Source organism: Nitrosarchaeum sp., from assembly GCF_025699065.1.
In the GTDB taxonomy this organism is placed as follows: Archaea; Thermoproteota; Nitrososphaeria; order Nitrososphaerales; family Nitrosopumilaceae; genus Nitrosarchaeum.
This window is the reverse complement of the sequence record NZ_JAILWF010000005.1, coordinates 65780-87391: the sequence shown is the minus strand read 5'-3', so window position 1 is coordinate 87391 and position 21612 is coordinate 65780. Positions and strand designations below refer to the sequence as shown.

The 21612-nt window shown below is 33.3% G+C and carries 25 protein-coding genes; 16 read left to right on the top strand and 9 right to left on the bottom strand.

The window, feature by feature from the left end:
• Positions 1–94: 94 nt before the first annotated feature.
• The 5 genes from K5782_RS06960 (at position 95) to K5782_RS06940 (ending at position 3058) form a co-directional block, all read left to right on the top strand.
• Positions 95–490 (top strand): hypothetical protein, encoded by a 396-nt coding sequence (locus tag K5782_RS06960; RefSeq protein WP_297465241.1) that lies wholly within the window; start codon positions 95–97, stop codon positions 488–490.
• A 117-nt stretch (positions 491–607) separates the two neighbouring features.
• Entirely contained in the window at positions 608–1519 is a 912-nt protein-coding gene (locus K5782_RS06955; protein ID WP_297465238.1) for a pirin family protein, read from the top strand.
• Between the two features lie 68 nt (positions 1520–1587).
• The gene (locus K5782_RS06950; protein ID WP_297465236.1) at positions 1588–1950 is read left to right on the top strand and encodes a helix-turn-helix domain-containing protein; all 363 of its coding nucleotides are present in this window, start codon (positions 1588–1590) and stop codon (positions 1948–1950) included.
• Between the two features lie 72 nt (positions 1951–2022).
• Positions 2023–2448: a hypothetical protein gene (locus K5782_RS06945; protein WP_297465234.1), complete on the top strand. Its 426-nt coding sequence runs from the start codon at positions 2023–2025 to the stop codon at positions 2446–2448.
• Positions 2449–2482: 34 nt separating this feature from the next.
• Positions 2483–3058 carry an NAD(P)H-dependent oxidoreductase gene (locus tag K5782_RS06940; protein ID WP_297465232.1) on the top strand — a complete coding sequence of 192 codons (576 nt, stop codon included), beginning with the start codon at positions 2483–2485 and terminating at the stop codon, positions 3056–3058.
• 9 nt (positions 3059–3067) lie between these two features.
• Here K5782_RS06940 and K5782_RS06935 read toward each other — a convergent pair whose 3' ends face one another.
• The 6 genes from K5782_RS06935 to K5782_RS06910 form a co-directional block, all read right to left on the bottom strand.
• Positions 3068–4081, bottom strand: coding sequence for a hypothetical protein (locus tag K5782_RS06935; RefSeq protein ID WP_297465231.1), 1014 nt, complete (start codon positions 4079–4081; stop codon positions 3068–3070).
• Positions 4082–4246: 165 nt separating this feature from the next.
• Entirely contained in the window at positions 4247–5383 is a 1137-nt protein-coding gene (locus K5782_RS06930; RefSeq protein WP_297465229.1) for a dienelactone hydrolase family protein, read from the bottom strand.
• An 82-nt stretch (positions 5384–5465) separates the two neighbouring features.
• Positions 5466–7235, bottom strand: a complete 1770-nt coding sequence (locus K5782_RS06925; RefSeq protein ID WP_297465227.1) for a cation:proton antiporter — start codon at positions 7233–7235, stop codon at positions 5466–5468.
• A 211-nt stretch (positions 7236–7446) separates the two neighbouring features.
• The gene (locus K5782_RS06920; RefSeq protein WP_297465225.1) at positions 7447–8205 is read right to left on the bottom strand and encodes an ABC transporter permease subunit; all 759 of its coding nucleotides are present in this window, start codon (positions 8203–8205) and stop codon (positions 7447–7449) included.
• Positions 8195–8899, bottom strand: coding sequence for an ATP-binding cassette domain-containing protein (locus tag K5782_RS06915; RefSeq protein ID WP_297465222.1), 705 nt, complete (start codon positions 8897–8899; stop codon positions 8195–8197). Before K5782_RS06915 ends, K5782_RS06920 begins: the two co-directional genes overlap by 11 nt.
• A 23-nt stretch (positions 8900–8922) precedes the next feature.
• On the bottom strand, positions 8923–9876 hold the full coding sequence (locus K5782_RS06910) for a phosphate/phosphite/phosphonate ABC transporter substrate-binding protein (protein ID WP_297465220.1): 954 nt from the start codon (positions 9874–9876) through the stop codon (positions 8923–8925).
• Between the two features lie 403 nt (positions 9877–10279).
• On the opposite strand from K5782_RS06910, the gene K5782_RS06905 reads away from it, so the two are divergent.
• From K5782_RS06905 to K5782_RS06885, 5 genes are all read left to right on the top strand, one after another.
• Positions 10280–10621 (top strand): ArsR family transcriptional regulator, encoded by a 342-nt coding sequence (locus K5782_RS06905; protein WP_297465218.1) that lies wholly within the window; start codon positions 10280–10282, stop codon positions 10619–10621.
• A gap of 362 nt (positions 10622–10983) precedes the next feature.
• On the top strand, positions 10984–11298 hold the full coding sequence (locus K5782_RS06900; protein ID WP_297465216.1) for a hypothetical protein: 315 nt from the start codon (positions 10984–10986) through the stop codon (positions 11296–11298).
• Between the two features lie 274 nt (positions 11299–11572).
• The gene (locus tag K5782_RS06895) at positions 11573–13300 is read left to right on the top strand and encodes a PEFG-CTERM sorting domain-containing protein (RefSeq protein ID WP_297465214.1); all 1728 of its coding nucleotides are present in this window, start codon (positions 11573–11575) and stop codon (positions 13298–13300) included.
• A gap of 456 nt (positions 13301–13756) precedes the next feature.
• Positions 13757–13972 carry a CbtB domain-containing protein gene (locus K5782_RS06890; protein ID WP_297465212.1) on the top strand — a complete coding sequence of 72 codons (216 nt, stop codon included), beginning with the start codon at positions 13757–13759 and terminating at the stop codon, positions 13970–13972.
• Between the two features lie 11 nt (positions 13973–13983).
• The gene (locus tag K5782_RS06885; protein ID WP_297465210.1) at positions 13984–14715 is read left to right on the top strand and encodes a CbtA family protein; all 732 of its coding nucleotides are present in this window, start codon (positions 13984–13986) and stop codon (positions 14713–14715) included.
• An 83-nt stretch (positions 14716–14798) separates the two neighbouring features.
• Here the strand turns inward: K5782_RS06885 and K5782_RS06880 are convergent, their stop codons facing one another.
• Positions 14799–15161 carry a proteinase inhibitor gene (locus K5782_RS06880; RefSeq protein ID WP_297465208.1) on the bottom strand — a complete coding sequence of 121 codons (363 nt, stop codon included), beginning with the start codon at positions 15159–15161 and terminating at the stop codon, positions 14799–14801.
• A 50-nt stretch (positions 15162–15211) separates the two neighbouring features.
• Here K5782_RS06880 and K5782_RS06875 point away from each other — a divergent pair, with 50 nt between their 5' ends.
• The 6 genes from K5782_RS06875 to K5782_RS06850 all read left to right on the top strand — a co-directional run bounded on the left by K5782_RS06875 (position 15212) and on the right by K5782_RS06850 (position 20791).
• On the top strand, positions 15212–16795 hold the full coding sequence (locus tag K5782_RS06875; protein ID WP_297465206.1) for a DUF4377 domain-containing protein: 1584 nt from the start codon (positions 15212–15214) through the stop codon (positions 16793–16795).
• Positions 16796–16898: 103 nt separating this feature from the next.
• Positions 16899–17252, top strand: coding sequence for a hypothetical protein (locus K5782_RS06870; protein WP_297465204.1), 354 nt, complete (start codon positions 16899–16901; stop codon positions 17250–17252).
• 3 nt (positions 17253–17255) lie between these two features.
• Positions 17256–17753: a hypothetical protein gene (locus tag K5782_RS06865; RefSeq protein WP_297465202.1), complete on the top strand. Its 498-nt coding sequence runs from the start codon at positions 17256–17258 to the stop codon at positions 17751–17753.
• Positions 17743–18153 carry a hypothetical protein gene (locus K5782_RS06860; RefSeq protein WP_297465200.1) on the top strand — a complete coding sequence of 137 codons (411 nt, stop codon included), beginning with the start codon at positions 17743–17745 and terminating at the stop codon, positions 18151–18153. Before K5782_RS06865 ends, K5782_RS06860 begins: the two co-directional genes overlap by 11 nt.
• A 335-nt stretch (positions 18154–18488) precedes the next feature.
• Positions 18489–18725 (top strand): hypothetical protein, encoded by a 237-nt coding sequence (locus K5782_RS06855; protein ID WP_297465198.1) that lies wholly within the window; start codon positions 18489–18491, stop codon positions 18723–18725.
• 38 nt (positions 18726–18763) lie between these two features.
• On the top strand, positions 18764–20791 hold the full coding sequence (locus tag K5782_RS06850) for a thioredoxin domain-containing protein (protein WP_297465196.1): 2028 nt from the start codon (positions 18764–18766) through the stop codon (positions 20789–20791).
• Here K5782_RS06850 and K5782_RS06845 read toward each other — a convergent pair.
• Complete coding sequence (locus tag K5782_RS06845; RefSeq protein ID WP_297465194.1) at positions 20788–21108, bottom strand: hypothetical protein; 321 nt, start codon at positions 21106–21108, stop codon at positions 20788–20790. The genes K5782_RS06850 and K5782_RS06845 overlap by 4 nt on opposite strands.
• Positions 21109–21277: 169 nt before the next feature.
• Entirely contained in the window at positions 21278–21601 is a 324-nt protein-coding gene (locus K5782_RS06840) for a hypothetical protein (protein WP_297465191.1), read from the bottom strand.
• Between the last annotated feature and the right edge of the window lie 11 nt (positions 21602–21612).

Sequence of the window (21612 nt, the reverse complement as noted above, 5' to 3'; positions counted from 1 at the left end):
TTTTTTATGTCTAATTTACTCTTCATTTAACAACCCGATCCTACGAATATGACCTAAGAAACGTATATGACATCAACGTTATTGATTTTAGAACATGAGTGCTCCAAGATCCATAATTGTAAAAACACTAGTAACAACAAAAGATGTCAAAACTGTTTTTGAATTTTTCACAAATGTCAAGAACTGGGAATCTGGCGGTGCATTAAAAAATATTCAAAGAGATAAGGATGATTGGTGGATATGCGATTCATCATCTGGCAAAGCAAAAATAAGATTAAGACAAAATGAAAAATTTGGAATTTTAGATAATGACTTTATCGGCGGTGGTGTAGAATGGACTGTATCGTGTAGAGTTACTCCTAACCAAAGTGGTGCTACTGTATCTTGGTTGTTTATTCGACCTGAATCTATGACCCATGAACAGTTTGAAGAACAACTGAAGAATTTTGATAATGAAATTTTAGGTTGGAAAAAGGCGTTAGAAATTTAATTCTACATCTGTCTATGTCAATTCCAAAAATATTCAAACCATCGTGGTAAGGTTATTCTAACCTACTAAGTAAGTAATTACTACCATATTTAAATAATTAACAGTGCATACTATATTGTGAAACAAAACACAAATCAAAATCTAGTAAAAAATACAACAAAGACTCGTTCAGTATTACAAGTTACTAATGCAAAAACAACATTAGAAGGTGAAGGATTTGTGGTACATAGAGCATTTCCAAATGGCAGCCTTAGAGAAGTTGATCCGTTTCTTTTGTTAGATGAGATGGGTCCAATTGAAATATCTGCTGGAGAAGCTAAAGGTGCACCAGACCATCCACATAGAGGATTTGAAACTGTTACATACATGATTGATGGCGTATTTGAACACAAAGACTCGCAAGGTAATTCTGGAAAAATAAAAACAGGTGACATTCAATGGATGACAGCTGGTTCTGGTGTAATTCATTCAGAGATGCCAGAAAAAGAATTTTCACAGAAAGGTGGAACGTTACATGGATTTCAGTTATGGGTAAACTTGCCAAAAAAAGACAAGATGATGAATCCACGTTATCAGGATTTACCAGCAAATAAAATTCCAATTGCACAAAAGGATGGTGTCAAGGTTAAAGTAATTGCAGGAGAATCCATGGGAGAAAAAGCAATCATCGATACAAGAACTCCTATTGTGTATCTTCATTTTACTTTACAACCAAATGCCAAAGTGACACAAACTATTCCTCAAAACTATAATGCATTTGCATATGTCATAAATGGAGAAGGATTATTTGGAGACAAACAAATTTCTGCTCACAAAGAGCAGATTGTTTTATTTGAACAAGATGGAAATGAGATAACAATCAAAGCCTCAAATGAAACATCATTACCTTTGGATGTTCTTTTGATTGCAGGTATTCCTCTAGGTGAACCTGTTGCACGTTATGGACCATTTGTAATGAATACTGAAGATGAAATTAAACAAGCAATACTAGATTACAACACTGGGAAGATGGGTAAAATTGACTTTTAAAATAAATTCAATTCTAAACTCTTCTCACAACTTCCTTTTTATAATTAGATAGTATTTTGCTACTAGGTATGGAAACAGAATTTGAGAAAGAGGCAAGGACCCGTAATCACGTAGAATGTAAGGCTGATGAAATATGGAGCGTTCTTGGAAAGACTTGGGCTCTGTTGATTTTAAAAAAACTTTCAGAAAGTAATTCTACTAGATTCAATGAAATAAAAAAAGCCATTCCAATGATAAGTAACACCGTATTATCTGAGAGATTACGTGATCTTGAAGAACATGGGTTAATTGTAAAAAAAATTTATGCTCAAGTACCGATACGTGTAGAATATAGTATAACAAAACAAACACAAGATCTTGGGAAAATTCTAAAGCAGCTTGATAAATGGGTTGAACAAAGAAAAAAAGAAAATCTCACAAAGAAACGATGAGTAAATTATCTTACAACTAAATATTTGCAGATTTGAAAAATGTTTTTATCTCTTCAAGTGTATAGTATAACCTTGTCAAAAAACACCAAACCCGATGAATCCACAATTTCAATCTGCGACATTATGAAAAACAGGACATCTGAAATCGTTAAAAAAATGGAATATCAATTGCCATTAACTATGCAACAATACTCTGATTTGTACACTGCATATCTTCACTCTTTTGATGACATGTTTGGTACCTGTTATATTTCACAAAAAGAATTCTTTGATAAACTAAACATTCCTCAAGAAACTTTGAAGGAATTTGACAAGTATCTAGAGTCATTAAGTAAATCATATCAAAATTGGATTGATTTAGGCTCAAAATATCGGCAGTCGTATGTGGATACAAAATTATCTATGGTAAAATCATATGACCAATTTGTTCACATTGCAATGAATTCATTTGCTCAAACTTGGGCAAAATTCAATGAGATAAACAATTGCAAATCCTAGAAAACTTGTTAAATAACAATTACTGACTTTATTTATGATTCCAAAAATACTTGCATTTGCAGGAAGTACTCGAACAGATTCGTTTAACAAAAAACTAGTCAAGGTAGCAGCTGCTGGAGCAAAAGAAGCAGGCGCCGATGTAACAATAATTGATCTTCGTGATTATCCGATGCCCCTTTATGATGAAGATTTAGAAAAAAAAGAAGGATTACCATCTAACACACGTAAGCTAAAAGAATTGATGTTATCTCATCATGGATTTCTAATATCATCTCCAGAGTATAACAGCTCAATTTCTGGCGTTCTCAAAAATACTATTGATTGGACATCAAGACAGGGTGATGATGAATCTCCAATGTCTTGTTTTAAAGATAAAGTAGCCGGAATAATGAGTGCATCACCTGGCGGATTGGGAGGATTGCGAGGACTAGTTCATGTTCGTGCAATTCTTGAAAATATCGGCGTACTTGTAATTCCATCTCAAGTAGCAGTATCAAAAGCTCACGAAGCTTTCAATTTGGATGGAACTATGAAAGATCAAAAACAAGAACAGCAAGTAAAAAAGATTGGTGCCAATCTAGCTCAAATGTTATCAAAATTACATAATTAAAATCACATATCATCTATTTCCATCAATCTTACAATTAGATTCACCAGGCAGACAATATACTTGAAATTTAAATAATTTTGTAAGTGATGAATCCTCATAGGTCACATTGACATATGCAAGTAAAGTTTCAAGATCGTCATATTTTTTAGGAATTTCCCATGAGAAAACAAATTCTCCATAATTGTCTGAAAATCCATTGAATTCTCGAATTATGTTTTCATCATAATCTTCTATTGTTAACGTTACTCTTGCACCTTCAACAGGTTTCTCTCCATAAGTGATATGCGATGTTATAGTGTGAGTAGTACCTCTTCGAACCAAATGTTGACCCTCAACAGAAAGTTCTAGTTCTGGAGTAGTTTGATTATTTATAAAAATAATTATGATTTTGTTATCTATGAGATATTGAATGCTTTGAATGAACTCGGCATCAGTTATTTTATTATCAATCCACCAGTAAAAAATAGTACCAAACCAAGATGGAATTTTTTTGGAGTCATTAACAGTATCTGCAACAGAGAAATAGCTTACAGAAAGTTGCTTACCGTTAAATTCAGATACGACTCGATATGTTCCTTTTTGTGATTGATCATTAATTGGAAAAACTGTAGAATACAAACCAGTTTCCAATATTGGTGTGCGTAGAATTTCTTTTGTATTGTCTGGTTTTTGTATTTCTAATGTCACAAATCCTGATTTTCCATACTCATTTACATTTCCAGAGATACTTACAAAATCTATCTTACCTTTAGGTGGTATGTCATAGATCTGCATTTGAGTATGTACAACATTTTTTATCATTCCGATGTTTGATAAATTCTCAAGTAATGAAATAATATCTTGTTTAGAATTATTTTGCATTGAATGATTCTGTGCATTATCTTTAATCCATTTTGGAATTTCAACTGATTGTGATGATGAATTATCTAAAAGAGATTGCTCATTAGATTCTGCTACTGCAAGAGAAATTATTCCAATAAATAGCATGGCAACTAGTCCAAATATGGACAATATTTTTTGCAATAATCTTAAATGGACTTTTTGGCATTTAAAGTAAAATACATAATGAACAGTAATGGTTTTAATAAAAATTCTAGTATCGAAATATCAAACTAATTTGATAGAATTTGAACCATTTTTTCGTCCATTCAGAATAAAATATTTGATCTTGTCTAATTTCTGTTAGAATTATAGATTTTCGTTAAAAAATTTAAGTGTCTTTTCCCATGCATCTTTTGATTCTTCTGGTGCATATCTATCTCCTGATGGATTTGCAAATGCATGATTCACTCCAGGGTAAATGATAATCTCATTTTCTATGTTTAACTCATCAAGAGTTGATTGAAATTTTTTGATAGTCTCTTCAGGAATTCCTGAATCATTTCCAGCAAATATTCCCAAGACAGGCCAAGAAATTTTTGAAAGAGAATCATAATCCGTTACAAGTTGTCCGTAGTAAATTACCGTAGCATCTAGTTTAGAATTATTTAGTGCAAGATTCAATGATTGACCCCCTCCAAAACACCATCCAATAGAACCAATAGACTGTGCATCAAAATTTTCTTCAAGATATTCTACTGCAGAATTCATGTTGTTATCCCATTGTGACTGCTCAAATGAACCTCTGATTTGTCTTGCTTCATCTGATGTCTTTCCAACCTGTCCCTCATACAGATCTACTGCAAGCACAACATATCCGTGTGATGCAAGTTTCTCTGCCATCTCTTTGATGTTGTCATTTAATCCCCAAAACTCATGAATCATTATGACCGCAGGAAAATTACCTTGTTCAGTTGGTTTTGCTAGATAACCATTTGATTTGGCATGATACTCTACAGTATTTGTCTCAGTATTGTATTTGCCAATAGAAAATATGACCGAGTTATTGTTTTCATTTTTTTCATAATCCGGAAGAATATGGATTGCCCAACCTCTTTCAATTAATTTTGAAACACTTGATGATTTGATACAAGCAGGTTTACCATCTGTGTATCTTAAGACAAGTTCCATTCCATCACTACATTTCACATTTGTTGGTTCTACTCCATTTTTTACCTGTTGTAATGGTGGCACATGTGCATGACCAGAATGATCATGAGACATATCTGTCATATCTTTTGTATCTGCTGTTTTTTCAGATTCAGATACCAGAAGTACACCTATCTTGTTATTGTTGTAGTTTGGAAACCACACATTTCCCTCCACCTGAGCAAAGACTTCAGAAATATTCAATCCAATTACAGACAACGTGGTAATCATAAATGCAAATTTCCAATATTGCATATGAGAACTGGATATTTTTCCTTGATAAGTGTCAGGTAACATTGTTACGTATGCTTCATTTCACAATATTGTCAATCATGTACTGTTTCATCATCCTACAAGTTATTTTCTAAATTGTACCTGATTATTCTTTGTCTGAAGACATCCAACTGTCAAACAATTGAGTCTGTGTAAGTTTTCGTATTGAAAATATTGTGCTTAGAATCAGAGGTATCATTACTGCAAAACCTATAGTTGAAATGATCACCTTTGCATTTTCCATCTCCCAATCCACAAAACTGATGAATATTGCAACTAAAAGTAAAATTACTCCGATAAATATGATGTTGCGCAATACTCTATGTATTGGTTTATTGACAAGTTGTTTTTCATTTTGCCCGTAATTTACTGTAATCGTGTTTGATATTCTATCTATTATTCCCTCAGTTTTTCCTATCATCAAAAATATTGGATATGATACAATAAGCGCAGTTAAAATTCCAAGAAACAGCGATGGGCTCATGAAGAATGGTATGTCTGGATTTTCTAAAAGATCTATTATTGTTGGTGTAAAATAACTTAACAACGCAAGTGATGATACAATTATTACAAAATGAACCATGATTTTTGGTCCGTATTTTTTCAAATCATTTTTTTTATTACTCTGTTCTGTTTTTTCTTTAAATGCACCTGCTCCTACAAATCTGCCTGCAAAGAAAACATAATTCAAGAGTTTTTTTGGAATGATTGATCTTTGGTCTACAACTGTAGGTAAAGCTCGTAAAAGAAGAGGCATTGCAAGCATGGTGATAAGAGACACTAATATTGTGACAGGATAGATGGATTCGTCTATACTTCCACTGTCCACTCCTAGCTTAGCTATGATAAATGAAAATTCTCCAATAGGAATCATCATGGCACCGATAGTTGATGCACTGATGAAAGTATTTCCTGACATTGAGGCTGCAAACATGTTTCCAATAAATTTCCCAACTATCGCTATGATGACAATTGGAATTGCAATCCAAATTGCATCTGGAATCAATGTAATGTTTACAAGCATTCCAATTGACACAAAAAATATCACAATGAAAAAATCCTTTAATGGTAAAACACGCGGAGTTATCTTTTCAGAAAACTTTGAGGACGCAATTATCATTCCCATCAAAAATGCTCCAATCGCACTACTCAAACCCAAAAAATGTGCAAGAACTGCCAAACCAAATGCCAAACTAAGTGCAGTGACAAAAGGAGCTTCCTCCATGTTTATTTTGGATACCCGCTCCAATAGCTTTGGAATTACCTTGATGCCTATTGCCAAAGTCAAAACAAAAAATAATATGCTTTGAATTATCAATGAACCCGCATCAGTTATTGCAAAATGTTCTCCACTTGAAGCATTTCCAAGTAATGTTAAAAGAAGAACAGCTGCAAGGTCCTCTATTATCAGTATGGTGATTACGGTATCCCATTCTTTGGTATTTACTAAATTGAGATCCCGCAAAAATCTAAGTGATATCGCAGTACTTGTAATAGACAAAATACTGCCCAAGAAAAGTGCCTCTAGATGAGACCATCCAAGTGCTATTGCAACAATATATCCCAAAAAGAATACAATTCCAAGCTGAACTGTTCCTATGATGATTCCGTTTAGTCCAACACGTTTTAACTTGTTAATGCTAAATTCTAATCCTACAACAAAAAGCAGTATGATGATTCCAAATTCTGCTAACAGGTTAATTAATTCGGTATCTTCTATTACACTTAATCCATAAGGTCCTACTATAATTCCAACTAGTATGAATCCTATGATTGTTGGAAATTTTATCTTGTGCATTAGCCAAGCACCAATCATTCCTCCACCAAAAAGAATCGCAAGTAGGCTTAGAAACTCTGTTGTTCCTGCAGATACCAATCACTCACTTTATCTTTTTAATCCTTAAAAGTCTATTTGGCAGTGCATATGTTCATTTTTTTGTTTACTAAAATCAGTATTAGTTACTGTTGATTATTTTCTAATGTTCTTATTTGAACATGTTTTTCAAAAATATTGTCACTAGTCAAGTAAATAATGTCATTTTGATATTTTTTATAACATTTCCTTTCTTGTAATGGAGAAATTGAATTTAATTGTGAACCAATCTTTTTCGTAGTTTTGTACTGGCATAATCCATGCCTAATGTCACTACCAGTATTGCAAGTATAAACGGGGCTGCCTTTCCATAATTAAGACTTTCAAGATGATGCATGATATAAAATCCGATTCCTCCTGCTCCGACCAATCCCAAAATGGATGATTCTCTTACACTGTATGATAATAAAAACAGATATTGATTTCCCATATGTGACAGTGCTTCTGGAATTGTTACGAATTTGGCAATCTGCATTCTTGTTGCACCCATAACATGCATCACATCATATGCCGATGCATTTTGTGATTCATAGATTTCATACAAGTATTTTCCACTTAATCCCATAATGTATAGAGATATTGCAAATATTCCCGCAGTTGGACCTAATCCTACAACTACCACAAGTAAAATCGCCCATAACAAAGGAGGTATTGACCACAATATTCCAAGTAGACCTCTAAAAATTATACTTACATATGATGGAGAGATGTTTCTTGCTGCAAGCAATGCTGCTGGAATTGATAATACAAAACCGATACTGGATCCAATTAATGCCATTTCCAATGTCTCAATTAAAGAAAACAATACCTTGTCCCATACGCTAAAATCAAATTCTAGTAATTCACCAACAATTACTGCGGAATTGTCTACATCACTAATTATTGATAATGGATTAAATCCAAGATGTATAGAACTTCCAATTATTATTAGCAGTATGGCAATCCAAGTATACTGAAAACGATTAGGATTCATAGAGACTCCCAATCACGTCCTGTGTTATTTCACTTGCTAAAATATTTTTTTCAATTCTTCCGTTTATCATAATCAATACATTGTCACTGTATAATCTGGCAAGATCTGGATTGTGATGTGTCATTAATAATGTGATCTTCATTTTCTTTTTTACTTCTGAAAAAATATCCATTACTGAAACCGCTGCCTTAAAATCAAGACTTGCAGTCATTTCGTCAGCTAAAATCATTGATGGTTTTTGAATTAACGTTCTTGCTATTGCAACTCTTTGTCTTTCCCCACCGCTTAATTTTTTTATTTTTACATCTTTTAGATTAGTAATCTTTAGATCATACATTAGAGAATATGCGTCATCTAACAGATCCTTTGAATACATACCTGTAATGGAACGCCAACGTGGCATTCTTCCTAATGCGCCCATCATTACATTTGAAAATACACTAAGTTCATTGACTAATCCTAAATTTTGTGGAATATACCCAAGACGTTTTTGGTTTTCTTTATCTAGTCCCTTTTTTCCAAAAAAATATAGTTCCCCTGAGGTTGGTTTGATAAGACCTAATGCAACTCGCAAAAGGGTAGTCTTTCCTGCCCCATTTGGTCCCATTATAGTAATTGCATCACCCTGTGGGATATCAATCGAAATATTGTTGAGTATTTTTTTACTATTAACAGTCAGATGAACGGTGTTCATACTGAGTGCATTCATACGTTTGACTAAACTTTCTCCGTATATTTCAAACCTGTCATTTCTAGTGCGCTCTGCAAGTTTTCAAGATGCTTCTCTGCCGTGGTTTCTTCAAAACCCACAAATATTGCAGACACAAGTTTTCTCATGATCTGTTTTGTACTGTCATCATTTCCCATCTTTAACATCGCTTGTTTGATTTCCATTTTTGCAGCAGGATCCATCTCTTTGCTAAATACCACACCGTGTGATGGTATAGGGCCCTGCTCGTGGATTGCCTTTGTATTTTCTCTTACTTCTCTGTAAAGTTTCTCGCTTACATCACCTGCAATTATGCTAACATCGACTTTGTTGCTTTTCAGTGCTTCCCATGCTTGACTGTAACCTCCTGCAAATACCACATCTGAAAAGTATGATTTTGGATCAACTTCCTTGCCTTTTTCTACTGTGATTAACCCTGTCTCTACCATTGTTTTCATTGGGGTTACATACCCTGATGTGGATAATGGACTTGAAAATGCTGCACGTTTGCCCCTTAGATCTTCTAGTGTGTTATATGGTGAATCTTTTGGAACAACCCAATATGAATAATAAAATGTCTCCGCAGTTAATGTGTCTCCTATAACCACTTCTCTTACTTCTGCAATTTCTAATGTTGCACCTGCCTTCTCTACTGCAAGATATGCAGGCCATGCACTCATAAATGCAACATCTGCCTTGCCAAAGCGTAAGGCCTCTACAACTCCCGCATATGAAGTTGGGACGTAAATTTGAATGTCATAACCAGTTTCTTGTTCTAGATATTGTTCTAGTTCATTTGCTTGTGATTCTATGTCACTTGCTTGAGCTGTTGGTTGAATTGCAAGTGTTATGACTTTCTTTGTAGTTGTATCTATGCTGTTGTCTGTTGTTACAAATGCACCGTATCCTATGCCAATTCCAGCTATCAATATTATTGGAATTAAGACATAAAATTTATTCATGCGATGTTTCTTTGTGATGTTTATTTAAATTTGACATAAGTTCCACAGTTATAGAATATGATCAAAAAATACCACACATACGCTTACAGGACTAATTTCTGATATCATATTATATTCACAAAATAAAAAATTGCGGTCAGAAACTAAAATCCAATTTCTCTAAAAATAAAAAAATAATCCGTGAATAATGATTTTAATGTTTTATTTTACTATGTTGCATTTAGGACGCAAGTATATTTTTTAGAATAGGTTACACGTTACCCCAATTGCAAATCTTTCTCCTGATTAGAGTCATACATTCTAAAATATTTTTTATCTTAAATTTGATTACGGTTCTACAAATTAATTCTATGTCAATAGAATTACCGGATTTTACATTAATAGGTATTCTAGAAATAAAATAATGCCCAAAGTTACACCACTAGGGTTGAGAAAATATAACATTAATCAGATTATTCTAAAAGAACTGTCTGATTTAGAATCTAGAACAATTCTATTTTCTATTGTAAATCAATCAAAACTACCTTCTCAAATTTCTTTTGAAAATAAAATACCTTCAAGTACTGTTTACAAAAAATTATCGACATTGGAATCTCTTGGGTTGATACGTGTGGAGAAAATTGAATTAATCAATCGTCAAAAGAGTAAATTCTATAGAAGTAACATTCGTGAAGCTGAGATTTGTATTAAAAAATTTGAACCAATTATTCATTTAAAACAAAATAATATGATTACAAAAACATGAATGTTGGAATATGTCTCCTAATTTCTTATTTCATATATTACTAAATCATATCATGGATTTTAAAAAATTGAGACCATTAACCAACTAAGATGACTTGTAATGCCAATAGCAACTAGATCCTGAAGCACGTGAGTGAAGCAAAACAAGTTTTTTGGTTAATGGTCTCTTGGTCGGAATATGTGTAGTGCATACAATAAAAAACCACACACATCACACTATTCTCGTGTTACAAATGTTATTAAAAATACAGAATGTTATCTAAAGTTATTCTATATTTTGAAATCAAATGTGTGTTATGTTAATGTAAAATAGATTGATGGAATAATCTATAATGATAAATTCTATTTTGTGATATTTATTTTATGGAACAAACAAATATGACTGAACAAAAAATCCCCTGGGTTTTAGTCAGTAGTTTCAAGGACACAACTAACATGCATGACTTAGAAAAAATCACTCCATTAATTGGTGAATTAATTGATGATTGGCATGCAAATGGAAAAATTATGTGGTCTGGTGCATTTAGTGATAACAAGACAAGTATGGCTGTATTTGAAGGAACAGCACAAGAGGCAAAAATATTCTATGAAAAATATAGCAAGATATGCTCAGGAATACTTGATTATCACATGTTACAGTGGGATGCTATGCCATTGCTCTCAATTCTGTCGCATTGACAGAATGTTTTTTCTCTTATGAATAATAAACTATGTAGAATTTGTGAGTGTGAAATCGACGAGTTTGATAAATGCTCAAAATGTAATTTGATAGTGTCTACTTTGTGTAAGTGTTGTAAACAAAAAGAAGATTCACAAACACATCTTCATTAAAAAACTGATTTTAATTTGATTAGATGATTTTTAATTTTTCAAATATTCATTCTATGATTATAGAACAATATTACATAACATGCAAACCATTTAAATCATTTATTTATCGTGTGAAATTCTAATGTATAAAATAACTGCAATATCTTTTGTTTTTGCTGTTTTTATGATTTCCACTTCACCATTAATTTTTGCAGAATCCGACCAAGACAAGCTCTCCTTTGCATCATCCCTTGAAGAAACACTTGGTCACTTTTGGGCATTAGAACAGAATCTTGATGAAAAGAATGCAGAACTTGCATTAGTTCATGCAACACACCCAGTAGCTGAGCTATACGACTCTATGAAGCCAATATTGCAAGCATCTGATCCGACACTTGATTCAGAAGTCCAAACAATTTTGATGAATCTTGGACAAAAAGCAACCACTACCGTATCTCGAGATCAAGCACAGCAAGCAATTGATGATGCAAAAGAAATAATATCCATTGCACGACAAACAGTTGTAGGAGATTATCTTAGTAATTCAGTTGACACTAAACTACTTTTAATGAAAATATTACTGCAAACCTCAATTGCAGAGTATCATGAAGCAGTATCTGACGGTGTGATAGGTGAGATGGCAGAGTTTCAGGACGGCTCTGCATTTGTCTGGAGATCACAGCAAATCTTTGATGAGATAAAGTCAGACGTTGATTCACACATTGCAGATGAAATTGAAGAATCTTATGAGTTGCTATGGGATGCATATGATAACAGAGCAGACCCAGAAGACGTTGAAGTGCTAGCTAATCGAGTCATTCATGAACTAGATGAAATTAAAGATGAAAAGCTCTCCTTTGCATCATCCCTTGAAGAAACACTTGGTCACTTTTGGGCATTAGAACAGAATCTTGATGAAAAGAATGCAGAACTTGCATTGGTTCATGCAACACACCCCGTAGCTGAACTATACGACTCTATGAAGCCAATATTGCAAGCATCTGATCCGACACTTGATTCAGAAGTCCAAACAATTTTGATGAATCTTGGACAAAAAGCAACCACTACCGTATCTCGAGATCAAGCACAGCAAGCAATTGATGATGCAAAAGAAATAATATCCATTGCACGACAAACAGTTGTAGGAGATTATCTTAGTAATTCAGTTGACACTAAACTACTTTTAATGAAAATATTACTGCAAACCTCAATTGCAGAGTATCATGAAGCAGTATCTGACGGTGTGATAGGTGAGATGGCAGAGTTTCAGGACGGCTCTGCATTTGTCTGGAGATCACAGCAAATCTTTGATGAGATAAAGTCAGATCTACCTGAACATGAGGTAGAAGAGACTGAAGAACTTTACACTGGTTTGTGGGATGCATATGATAACAGAGCAGACCCAGCTGATGTTGAAACAATCGCAGGAGGAATTGTTCATGAGATTGATGAAATACTTGGACTAGAAGATGAAGATGCAGATTTGATAGCTTACGTTGATACAATTAAAAGTCTACTTACCCAAGCCAAGACAGAATATGCCAATGGAAATACCGATTTAGCGCTTAGTCTTGCTACTAAAGCATATCTTGATAACTTTGAATTCTTGGAAGCTCCTCTAGTACAAGTAGGACAGCAAGAACTTATGGAAGAAGTTGAAACCAGCATGCGCATAGAACTAAGAGACATGATAAAAAATGGTGCACCTTCATCTGAAGTCAATCAAAAAATTGATGCAATCATCTCAGACATGGATGTTGTACAAGTGTCAGTTCCAGAATTTGGTACAGTCGCAATGATGGTACTTGCAGTTGCAATCATATCAATAGTTGTAGTAACTTCAAAAACCAGAATAATTCCAAAGTTTTAGATTTTTATTTTATCATTAATTACGGAATTTTGATTTTCGCTTAGAACGTAATTGTGTGCCACAGCAAGGACATTTTATTCCTTCATATGTCAAGTATACGTTACATGAAGTACATCTTTTAGTGTTGTCTGTGTATCTATTTTTTTCAGCACGGTATCTTTCACAAATTCCCCTACACGTCATGCTGAATTTATATTGCATTTAGGGCATGCATTTGATTTTTTTGTGAAATGTGAATAAATATTATCGCAATGACCGCATATTTTTGTTATGACTAGAATCACAAATTTTAAAATGTATTTTATATTTTAAATCTGATTGTGATTCTATTTGTTAATTCTATGAATGTAGAATAATTGTATTTTTTCATATGTTCATATTATTTTCATGCCTAGAGTATATTAATTGGATAAACCATCCAACAGTTTAAGTATGTACTGTAAAATTACATGATTCATGTCACAATCAAAAGAAATTATAGTTTCAAAATCTAATGTTTCTATTCTTTCAATTGTGATTTTGGCAATTATTTTTGCATTTGGATTATTCCTTGTAGGTTATGATCAAGGACATTTATTTAGCATTGTTTTAGGTAATCAAGCATTTGAAGATCTTTACATTCATGAATTAACTCACGACATGAGACATGCAGCAGGATTCCCGTGTCATTAAGGTGATATAATATGAAAACAGCTTTATTTCTTGCAATTGTTTTGATTTCAGGTGCTCTTGCAGGTACCATACATGGTGTTGCAAATTTGATACTTGTTGAACCATATCTTGACACAGCAATTGGAATTGAAAACCAACATCTATTTGCATCAGGTGAAGAAAAAGATACTCCTGAATTTAGAGCAGAATTTGATTCATATAGATACTGGCAAAAAGGTGGACAGGTTTTAGCTGGAGCAATTTTGGGAACATCTATTGGTGCATTGTTTGGTATTGTTTACGCATATTCTAGAAGTTCATTACCTGGAAGAACTGATCTGAAAAAAACATTTACACTTGCGGCAATAATGTGGTTGGCAATTTACTTTATCCCATTTTTGAAATATCCTGCAAATCCACCAACCGTAGGTGACCCTGAAACTGTAATACTGAGATCAATTCTGTATCTTTCATTTATCACAATCTCGGGTTTTGGCGCAGTAGGATTTTATCAATTATACAAAAAATTACAATCACAAAAAAAGATTGTTGCATTTGTTGGATATGCAATTTTTATTAGCATAGTGTTTGTAGTGATGCCTCCAAATCCTGATGAAATATCTGCACCTATGGAATTGGTAAATGACTTCAGAACAATGTCTGTAATTGCAGTTAGTGTATTTTGGATATCGGTGGCTACTATTTTAGGCGTATTTTGGAGCAAATTTCGACCTGATTCTCAAATTAAACTAGAAAAATATTAGTCTGTAATTTTCAAATTTTATGTCTGTTTGTGTCCATTTTTCCAATAATGATTCAAATTGTCTCTAGTATTCTAATTTATGAATCAGGATTCTATTTTAAATCCTAACTGTCTTAATTCATCACGAATCTCCTGTTTCATTTGATCAAGCTCTGTTTTTGGAATATCAAAGCTAACCATTTTTCTAATCTGGTTTAACATCACTCTGCCTTCTTGGTCGTCTGATAATCTCTGACCTGATTCTTCAAAAGTATAATATGCCTTCATTATTTCCAGGCGTTGATTTCTGTCATCTGTATCTGGGTTTTTCATCCATTGATCAATTAGTATTCGTAAATCATGTTGTGTTACAGGAGGAACAGGCTTTGTATCTCCTGAAAAAACCATCGTCATAATAATAATGCCAACAGCTACACATCCTATTCCGATAGGAATTATTTTGTTCACACGTATTCTTGAAGCGTTAAAGATAAAAATGATCTTAATTGTAATTTATTGTGAAATTTACGATTCTATTAATCATACTGTCTGTATTTTTTGTATTTTCAATTCCATTATCATATGCTGAAGAAATAAAAACCATCTTTGTTGGCCCAAATTTGATTGACTGTGTTGGAGTTGGCCCACAAAAATGCATGCAAATAAGATATGATGAAAAATCAGAATGGACTAATTTTTACGATAAAATAACAGGATTTGATTTTGTAGAGGGAAACTCATACAAACTATCTGTTAAAGTAACAGATATCGCAAATCCTCCAGCTGATGCTTCAAGCAAAAAATATGAACTAGTAAAAATAATCGAAGAAAAATCTTCCTCAAGACATGTACCTTACAAAAATCTATGTGCCCCTGGATTTGTTTCACTTGGTAAAATTTGTGTATTAAATGATAGATGTGGACCTGGCATCTATGCTGGAAAAGTCTGTGTTATTGATGGAATAAAACAACCTTATCTGAGACCATTACAGCAGGGCAACGCAGGAATTCCTGCAGGTAGCGTGATCTGTGCCGAACCTTTAGAATTAATTTTCAAACATGACATATCTCCTGTATGTGTTAATCCTGAATCAGTTAACAAGCTAAAAGAACGAGGATGGTATATTGAAAAACCAATTGTTGCATGTACATTAGAATATGCACCTGTCTGTGGAATGAATGCAAAGACATATGGAAACATGTGTACCCTTAATGCAGAACACGTTGCCATGGACCATAAAGGCGAATGTGTAGTTGAACCAACTACAGGAATATTTGAAAGCACACTTGATTACACTATCAACCCTGTAGTTATTGGAGACAAGGGATACTTTGTAACAGAGATTGCTAACAATGTGTACTGGTTAGTTGGTAGCGGTTATCAGACAATGTTTGTTACGACAGGGCAGGGCGTAGTTGTCGTTGATGCACCACAGCCTATTGGAGAAAAATATCTTGATGCAATTAAAGATGTGACTTCAGAACCAATCACTCATATGATTTATTCACATTCTCATGCAGATCACACTGGTGCAGTAGATAAAATATTTTCACCAGATATTACATATGTTTCACACAAACAAACAGCAGATGTTTTAAAACAAGAAAATGGTACTAGACCAATACCATCTGTAACGTTTGATGATTCAATGTATTCTCTAACCGTTGGAGAACAGACACTAGAGTTACACTATCTTGGAAATTTCCACTCTAACGGGGATGTTTTGATTTTAGCTCCTCAACAAAAAGTTGCAATGATAGTTGACTTGATGCGTCCAGATGAGCCACCTTACAGGGCATTTGGTGTTACTCCCGATATTGATTTGTATCTAAAAACACATGATGTTTTAGAATCATTTGATTTTGACGTTTTAATTTCTGGTCATACAAATTTGCTTGCAACTAAAGATGATATTAAAACAAACAAACAATTTGCAGAAAGTGTTATGGAAAATGCAAAAAATGCTCTAGATTCAAATGATCCTACTGGAAACTGTGCCCAAACTACCATAAATCAATGGGAAGGAAAACTAGGAAATCTTGAGACCTTCATGGCTGATCATTGTAATGCAATGATAAATTATCTAAATGAGAAACCATAAACTAATTTACAAAAATTCATCTATCATATTTTTCAAATGATAGATGTGGAATTATCTTGAATGGAATCAATGATTTTATTATGATCTTTTTTAAAATAATCTGATGCAAATTATTGTAGATGATGATAATGTGCGGATAAAATTCAACACTGTCGAAAAAATACTGGGGGTGCATGGCTCATTTGTTATTCCACTGAATAACATATCCTTCATTCATACCGATATTCCAAAACAATCTTTTAAAGAACTTCGAATTCCTGGAACATGCTTTCCAGGACTAATTAAAGCTGGAACTTATTTTACAAACAGGGGATGGGAATTTTGGTATACTACAAGAAACAACTCTTTTCTTAATATTGAGCTCAAAAACGGATTCTATAAGAGAATAATATTATCTTTTAACGAAAATGAATTAATAAAAAACAAAGTACGTGATAAGATCAGACCAAGTAATTAGAAAATGAAAATCAAACTTTCGATAATTATTATACTTGCTTTAATTTTTGCATCTTTACCATCTCTCTCTTTTGGTCAATTAATGAATTCAGTAAATGATTTTAATTTTGATAAGCAAGGTTGTGAATTGATAATTTTTGATCAATGGCAACCTACAGTAGAGGGTAGAGAGTGGGCAAAAAAAATCCTTGATGAATGTATCAAAAGAGGATTTATCACACAAGAACTTGCTGATATGGCTCCTGATCTTGAAGGTTATGGAACAGCAAGCGTTAGCACAGCATATAAATTTGCAAATGGAGATATTTTGAAAACAATTAAAATTTTACAAGATCCAAATTTTCCTAACAACATACAAGGTTCTAATAACGAATCACTACAAAAAGGAGAGACATTGGGTAATGTATCAAATACATTCGGATGGTTTGTTTTGGCAATGTCTCTGTTTATTGTATTTGCATACATAGTAATGAAGATCAAAAGGAGAAAAAATGAAAACTAGATTATTGATAATAATCCCAATAATTGTAGGACTAGCAATATCTCTTCCATTCATAATTAGTAATATGTCAGGTGGAACGCATTACACTCAAGATATTGATCCTAGAATTACTCAAGTCACAAATGGCTTTGCAATAGCATCTAACATGGATGTGTACTCTATTACTGTTGAAGATGAGATACAAGCAATAATCATTACAACTAGCAGCAACACTGATGGATTCATTCACATGGATGATCCATTGCCAATACTACAAAAATTATTTCCTGATAAAAACATCATCTCAATTGCAGTGTTATCGGATGGTATAGAAATACCCTATACACTTGAAGATGGAAAACTTGGAATGAGTGTAAATAACGCTCAAATAATTTCAATAATAGGATTCTCTGAAATATGAAAACTAGACTCTTGATTTTATTTATAATTTTAACTGCAATTACTGTCTTGTTTGTTGCAAATTCTTTCATGAATTTGTATCATTTTGGATACTATTTGATGATAGAAGATGGCTACATCTTTTATTGTGAATCAGACGGTAATACACAATTTTGTGATAATACATCAATTAGGATGATGGAACTATTTGGTTTCATATAGTGTGGAGAATTAGAAAATGAAAACTAGATTTTTCACGCCTATCTGCGTCCATTTTTATCCTCAAAATGGTGACTGAGCCCCTGTGAGATTATCTCATTCATTAGAAAAATAAAGATCCTAAACATCTAACAATCGTTGACTGATGATATCTCTGCTGAGGACCGTGAACGAGTAACTCTACTCCAAATTGTTTCAAGATCAAAAAATGACTTCAAAAAACTAACACTAGAGCAATTAAAACGATTACAAGAGTTGCTCGAAAAAAAAGATTACAGTCATGATAAAAAAGCCCAAAAATCAAAACAAAAACTATTGAACAAAATCAATACCAGAATTTATGAATTAGAAGAAGGCAAAGGCATCTTTTACTAGTCAATTAGATACAAATAACAAAAGAAACTTGATTAATCATGGCAAAAAATCATCTAATTCATGAAACCAGTCCATATCTATTACAACATGCCGAAAACCCAGTTGATTGGTATGCTTGGAATGACGAATCTCTAAAAAAAGCTAAAGATGAAAACAAACCTATCTTTCTTAGTGTAGGGTATAGTGCTTGTCATTGGTGTCATGTGATGGCACACGAATCATTTGAAAACGAAGAAGTTGCAAAATTCATGAATGAAAATTTTGTAAACATCAAAGTTGACAGAGAAGAAAGACCAGACCTTGATGATATCTATCAAAAAGTTTGTCAGATAGCAACCGGTCAGGGTGGATGGCCTCTTAGTATTTTTCTAACTCCTGATCAAAAGCCGTTTTACGTTGGAACTTATTTTCCAGTTTTGGACTCTTACGGTCGTCCAGGTTTTGGAAGTATTACACGACAACTAGCACAAGCTTGGAAAGAAAAACAAAAAGACATTGAAAAGTCCGCTGATAATTTTCTATCTGCATTACAAAAAGCAGAGACTGTAAAAATTCCCTCTAAACTAGAAAAAATTATTCTTGATGAAGCTGCAATGAATTTATTTCAACTCGGAGACTCAGCATATGGTGGATTTGGTTCTGCACCAAAATTTCCAAATGCGGCTAATGTTTCATTTTTGTTCAGATATGCAAAACTTACAGGACTATCAAAATTTAATGAATTTGCGCTCAAAACTCTAAATAAAATGGCCAAAGGTGGCATCTTTGACCAGATAGGTGGAGGATTTCATAGATACTCTACTGATGCAAAATGGCTCGCTCCTCATTTTGAGAAGATGCTTTACGATAATGCCTTAATCCCAGTAAATTATGCTGAAGCCTATCAGATTACCCAGGACCCATTCTATCTTGAAGTTCTTCACAAGACTTTGGGATTTGTTCTAAGAGAAATGACTTCAAAAGAAGGTGGATTTTATTCTGCATATGATGCTGATTCAGAAGGTGTAGAAGGAAAATTCTACGTATGGAAGAAAAGTGAGATAAAAGAGATCCTTGGTGATGACGCTGAGATATTTTGTTTGTACTATGATGTTACCGATGGCGGTAATTGGGAAGGAAACAGCATTTTGTGCAATAACATCAACATTTCTGCAGTCGCATTTCATTTTGGAATGCCTGAAGAAAAAATCAAAGAAATTCTTGTACGTTGCTCTGAAAAACTATTGAATGTTCGTTCCAAACGAGTTCCTCCTGGACTCGATGATAAAATACTCACTTCATGGAATGCATTGATGATCACAGCATTTGCTAAAGGATACCGTGTAACTGGAGAAGCAAAATATTTGAATGCAGCAAAAAACTGTGTTTCATTTATTGAAACAAAACTCCTTGATGATACTAAATTATTGCGAACTTACAAAAACAATGTGGCAAAAATAGATGGCTATTTAGAAGATTACTCTTATTTTGCAAACGCATTACTTGACGTCTTTGAGATTGAACCTGAAGCAAAATACCTGAATTTGGCAGTTAAATTAGGACACCATTTAGTTGACCACTTTTGGGATTCTGAGAGTAGCAGCTTTTTTATGACATCCGATGATCATGAAAAATTAATCATCCGACCAAAGAGCAATTATGATTTATCATTACCGTCTGGTAACTCAGTTTCATGTTTTGTAATGTTACGATTGTATCATCTTACACAAGAAGAAAAATTCTTAAAAATTGCAACTCAAATAATGGAATCTCAGGCTCAAATTGCAGCTGAAAACCCATTTGGTTTTGGCTATTTGCTAAATACAATTTACACTTTCATGCAACACCCAATTGAAATCACAATTATCAACTCTGAGAATTCCGAAATTTGTAATTTCCTTTACTCTAAATTTTTACCTGAATCAATTATGGTGTCAATTAACAATAAATCTCAACTAGAAAATCTATCTACATTCCCATTTTTTGCAGGTAAATCCTACAATGATAAAACATCTGTCTTTGTTTGCAAAAATTTTACTTGTTCGTTACCTTTAGAGACTATAAGTGATATAAAATCAAATCTTTAGAGTTTTTTTATATCTATTCCAAGTAAGCTTCCAACTTGCGGTCTGCCCATTTTTTCATATCTTGATTTTGGCATCCCTATTGTGATTTGTGTTTGTTGATAACTTCTAATGTTGACTGTTGGCTGAGCTTGTAATATTGCCTCTAATAATGGCATGACCTGCTCTTTTGTTTCTGCATCTAGTCTTTTTGAAACATTATCTATGATCATTTGTTTTTGTGAAATTGGCTCAGTTGATACATTTTCAATTAATGTTAATTGTACTACTTGCCCATTATCTACAATTTGTGTAATTCTAAACTCATCTGTTGCTGACAATATATTATTTATAGAAAAATTGATTTATCAACGTATTGCAAAATAAAGCACTACTATTACCATTACTACTGCTGATGATACCCCCATCCCAAAAATGATTTTACTTCCATCTACCTTCATGCGTTCTGATATCTTGAAATCAAATTAAACTTTGGCTGTGATTTCTAAACTAGTCTGATTTTTCAGGAGTATCTTTTGGCTTATTTTCTTGTTTTATGGGTCCAAGAAGCGCCTTTTTGATTAGTGGGGCACGCTTTTTTATGATTTGATTAAACTCGTTCATGTCTTCTAATCCTGGTGTTAGTTGTTGATTTTGATATGCCTGCAAAAATCCTGAATATACACATCCAGTAATGATCCCAAACGCTGTATCTGGAACTGATTCTACTTCTGGTACAAAGTTCTCTGCAATCTGTCTGTATGATTCTGCTTCACTGATGTAATAATCAATTAAACTATCGATGAATGTTTTATTTTCTTTGGAAATTGTCATGTTTTTTATCT

Coding starts and splice junctions, on each gene's coding strand:
- K5782_RS06960 (WP_297465241.1), top strand. CDS start 95: ATGAGTGCTCCAAGATCCATAATTGTAAAAACACTAGTAACAACAAAA.
- K5782_RS06950 (WP_297465236.1), top strand. CDS start 1,588: ATGGAAACAGAATTTGAGAAAGAGGCAAGGACCCGTAATCACGTAGAA.
- K5782_RS06940 (WP_297465232.1), top strand. CDS start 2,483: ATGATTCCAAAAATACTTGCATTTGCAGGAAGTACTCGAACAGATTCG.
- K5782_RS06930 (WP_297465229.1), bottom strand. CDS start 5,383: ATGTTACCTGACACTTATCAAGGAAAAATATCCAGTTCTCATATGCAA.
- K5782_RS06920 (WP_297465225.1), bottom strand. CDS start 8,205: ATGAATCCTAATCGTTTTCAGTATACTTGGATTGCCATACTGCTAATA.
- K5782_RS06915 (WP_297465222.1), bottom strand. CDS start 8,899: ATGAACACCGTTCATCTGACTGTTAATAGTAAAAAAATACTCAACAAT.
- K5782_RS06910 (WP_297465220.1), bottom strand. CDS start 9,876: ATGAATAAATTTTATGTCTTAATTCCAATAATATTGATAGCTGGAATT.
- K5782_RS06905 (WP_297465218.1), top strand. CDS start 10,280: ATGCCCAAAGTTACACCACTAGGGTTGAGAAAATATAACATTAATCAG.
- K5782_RS06900 (WP_297465216.1), top strand. CDS start 10,984: ATGGAACAAACAAATATGACTGAACAAAAAATCCCCTGGGTTTTAGTC.
- K5782_RS06895 (WP_297465214.1), top strand. CDS start 11,573: ATGTATAAAATAACTGCAATATCTTTTGTTTTTGCTGTTTTTATGATT.
- K5782_RS06890 (WP_297465212.1), top strand. CDS start 13,757: ATGTCACAATCAAAAGAAATTATAGTTTCAAAATCTAATGTTTCTATT.
- K5782_RS06885 (WP_297465210.1), top strand. CDS start 13,984: ATGAAAACAGCTTTATTTCTTGCAATTGTTTTGATTTCAGGTGCTCTT.
- K5782_RS06870 (WP_297465204.1), top strand. CDS start 16,899: ATGCAAATTATTGTAGATGATGATAATGTGCGGATAAAATTCAACACT.
- K5782_RS06865 (WP_297465202.1), top strand. CDS start 17,256: ATGAAAATCAAACTTTCGATAATTATTATACTTGCTTTAATTTTTGCA.
- K5782_RS06860 (WP_297465200.1), top strand. CDS start 17,743: ATGAAAACTAGATTATTGATAATAATCCCAATAATTGTAGGACTAGCA.
- K5782_RS06850 (WP_297465196.1), top strand. CDS start 18,764: ATGGCAAAAAATCATCTAATTCATGAAACCAGTCCATATCTATTACAA.
- K5782_RS06840 (WP_297465191.1), bottom strand. CDS start 21,601: ATGACAATTTCCAAAGAAAATAAAACATTCATCGATAGTTTAATTGAT.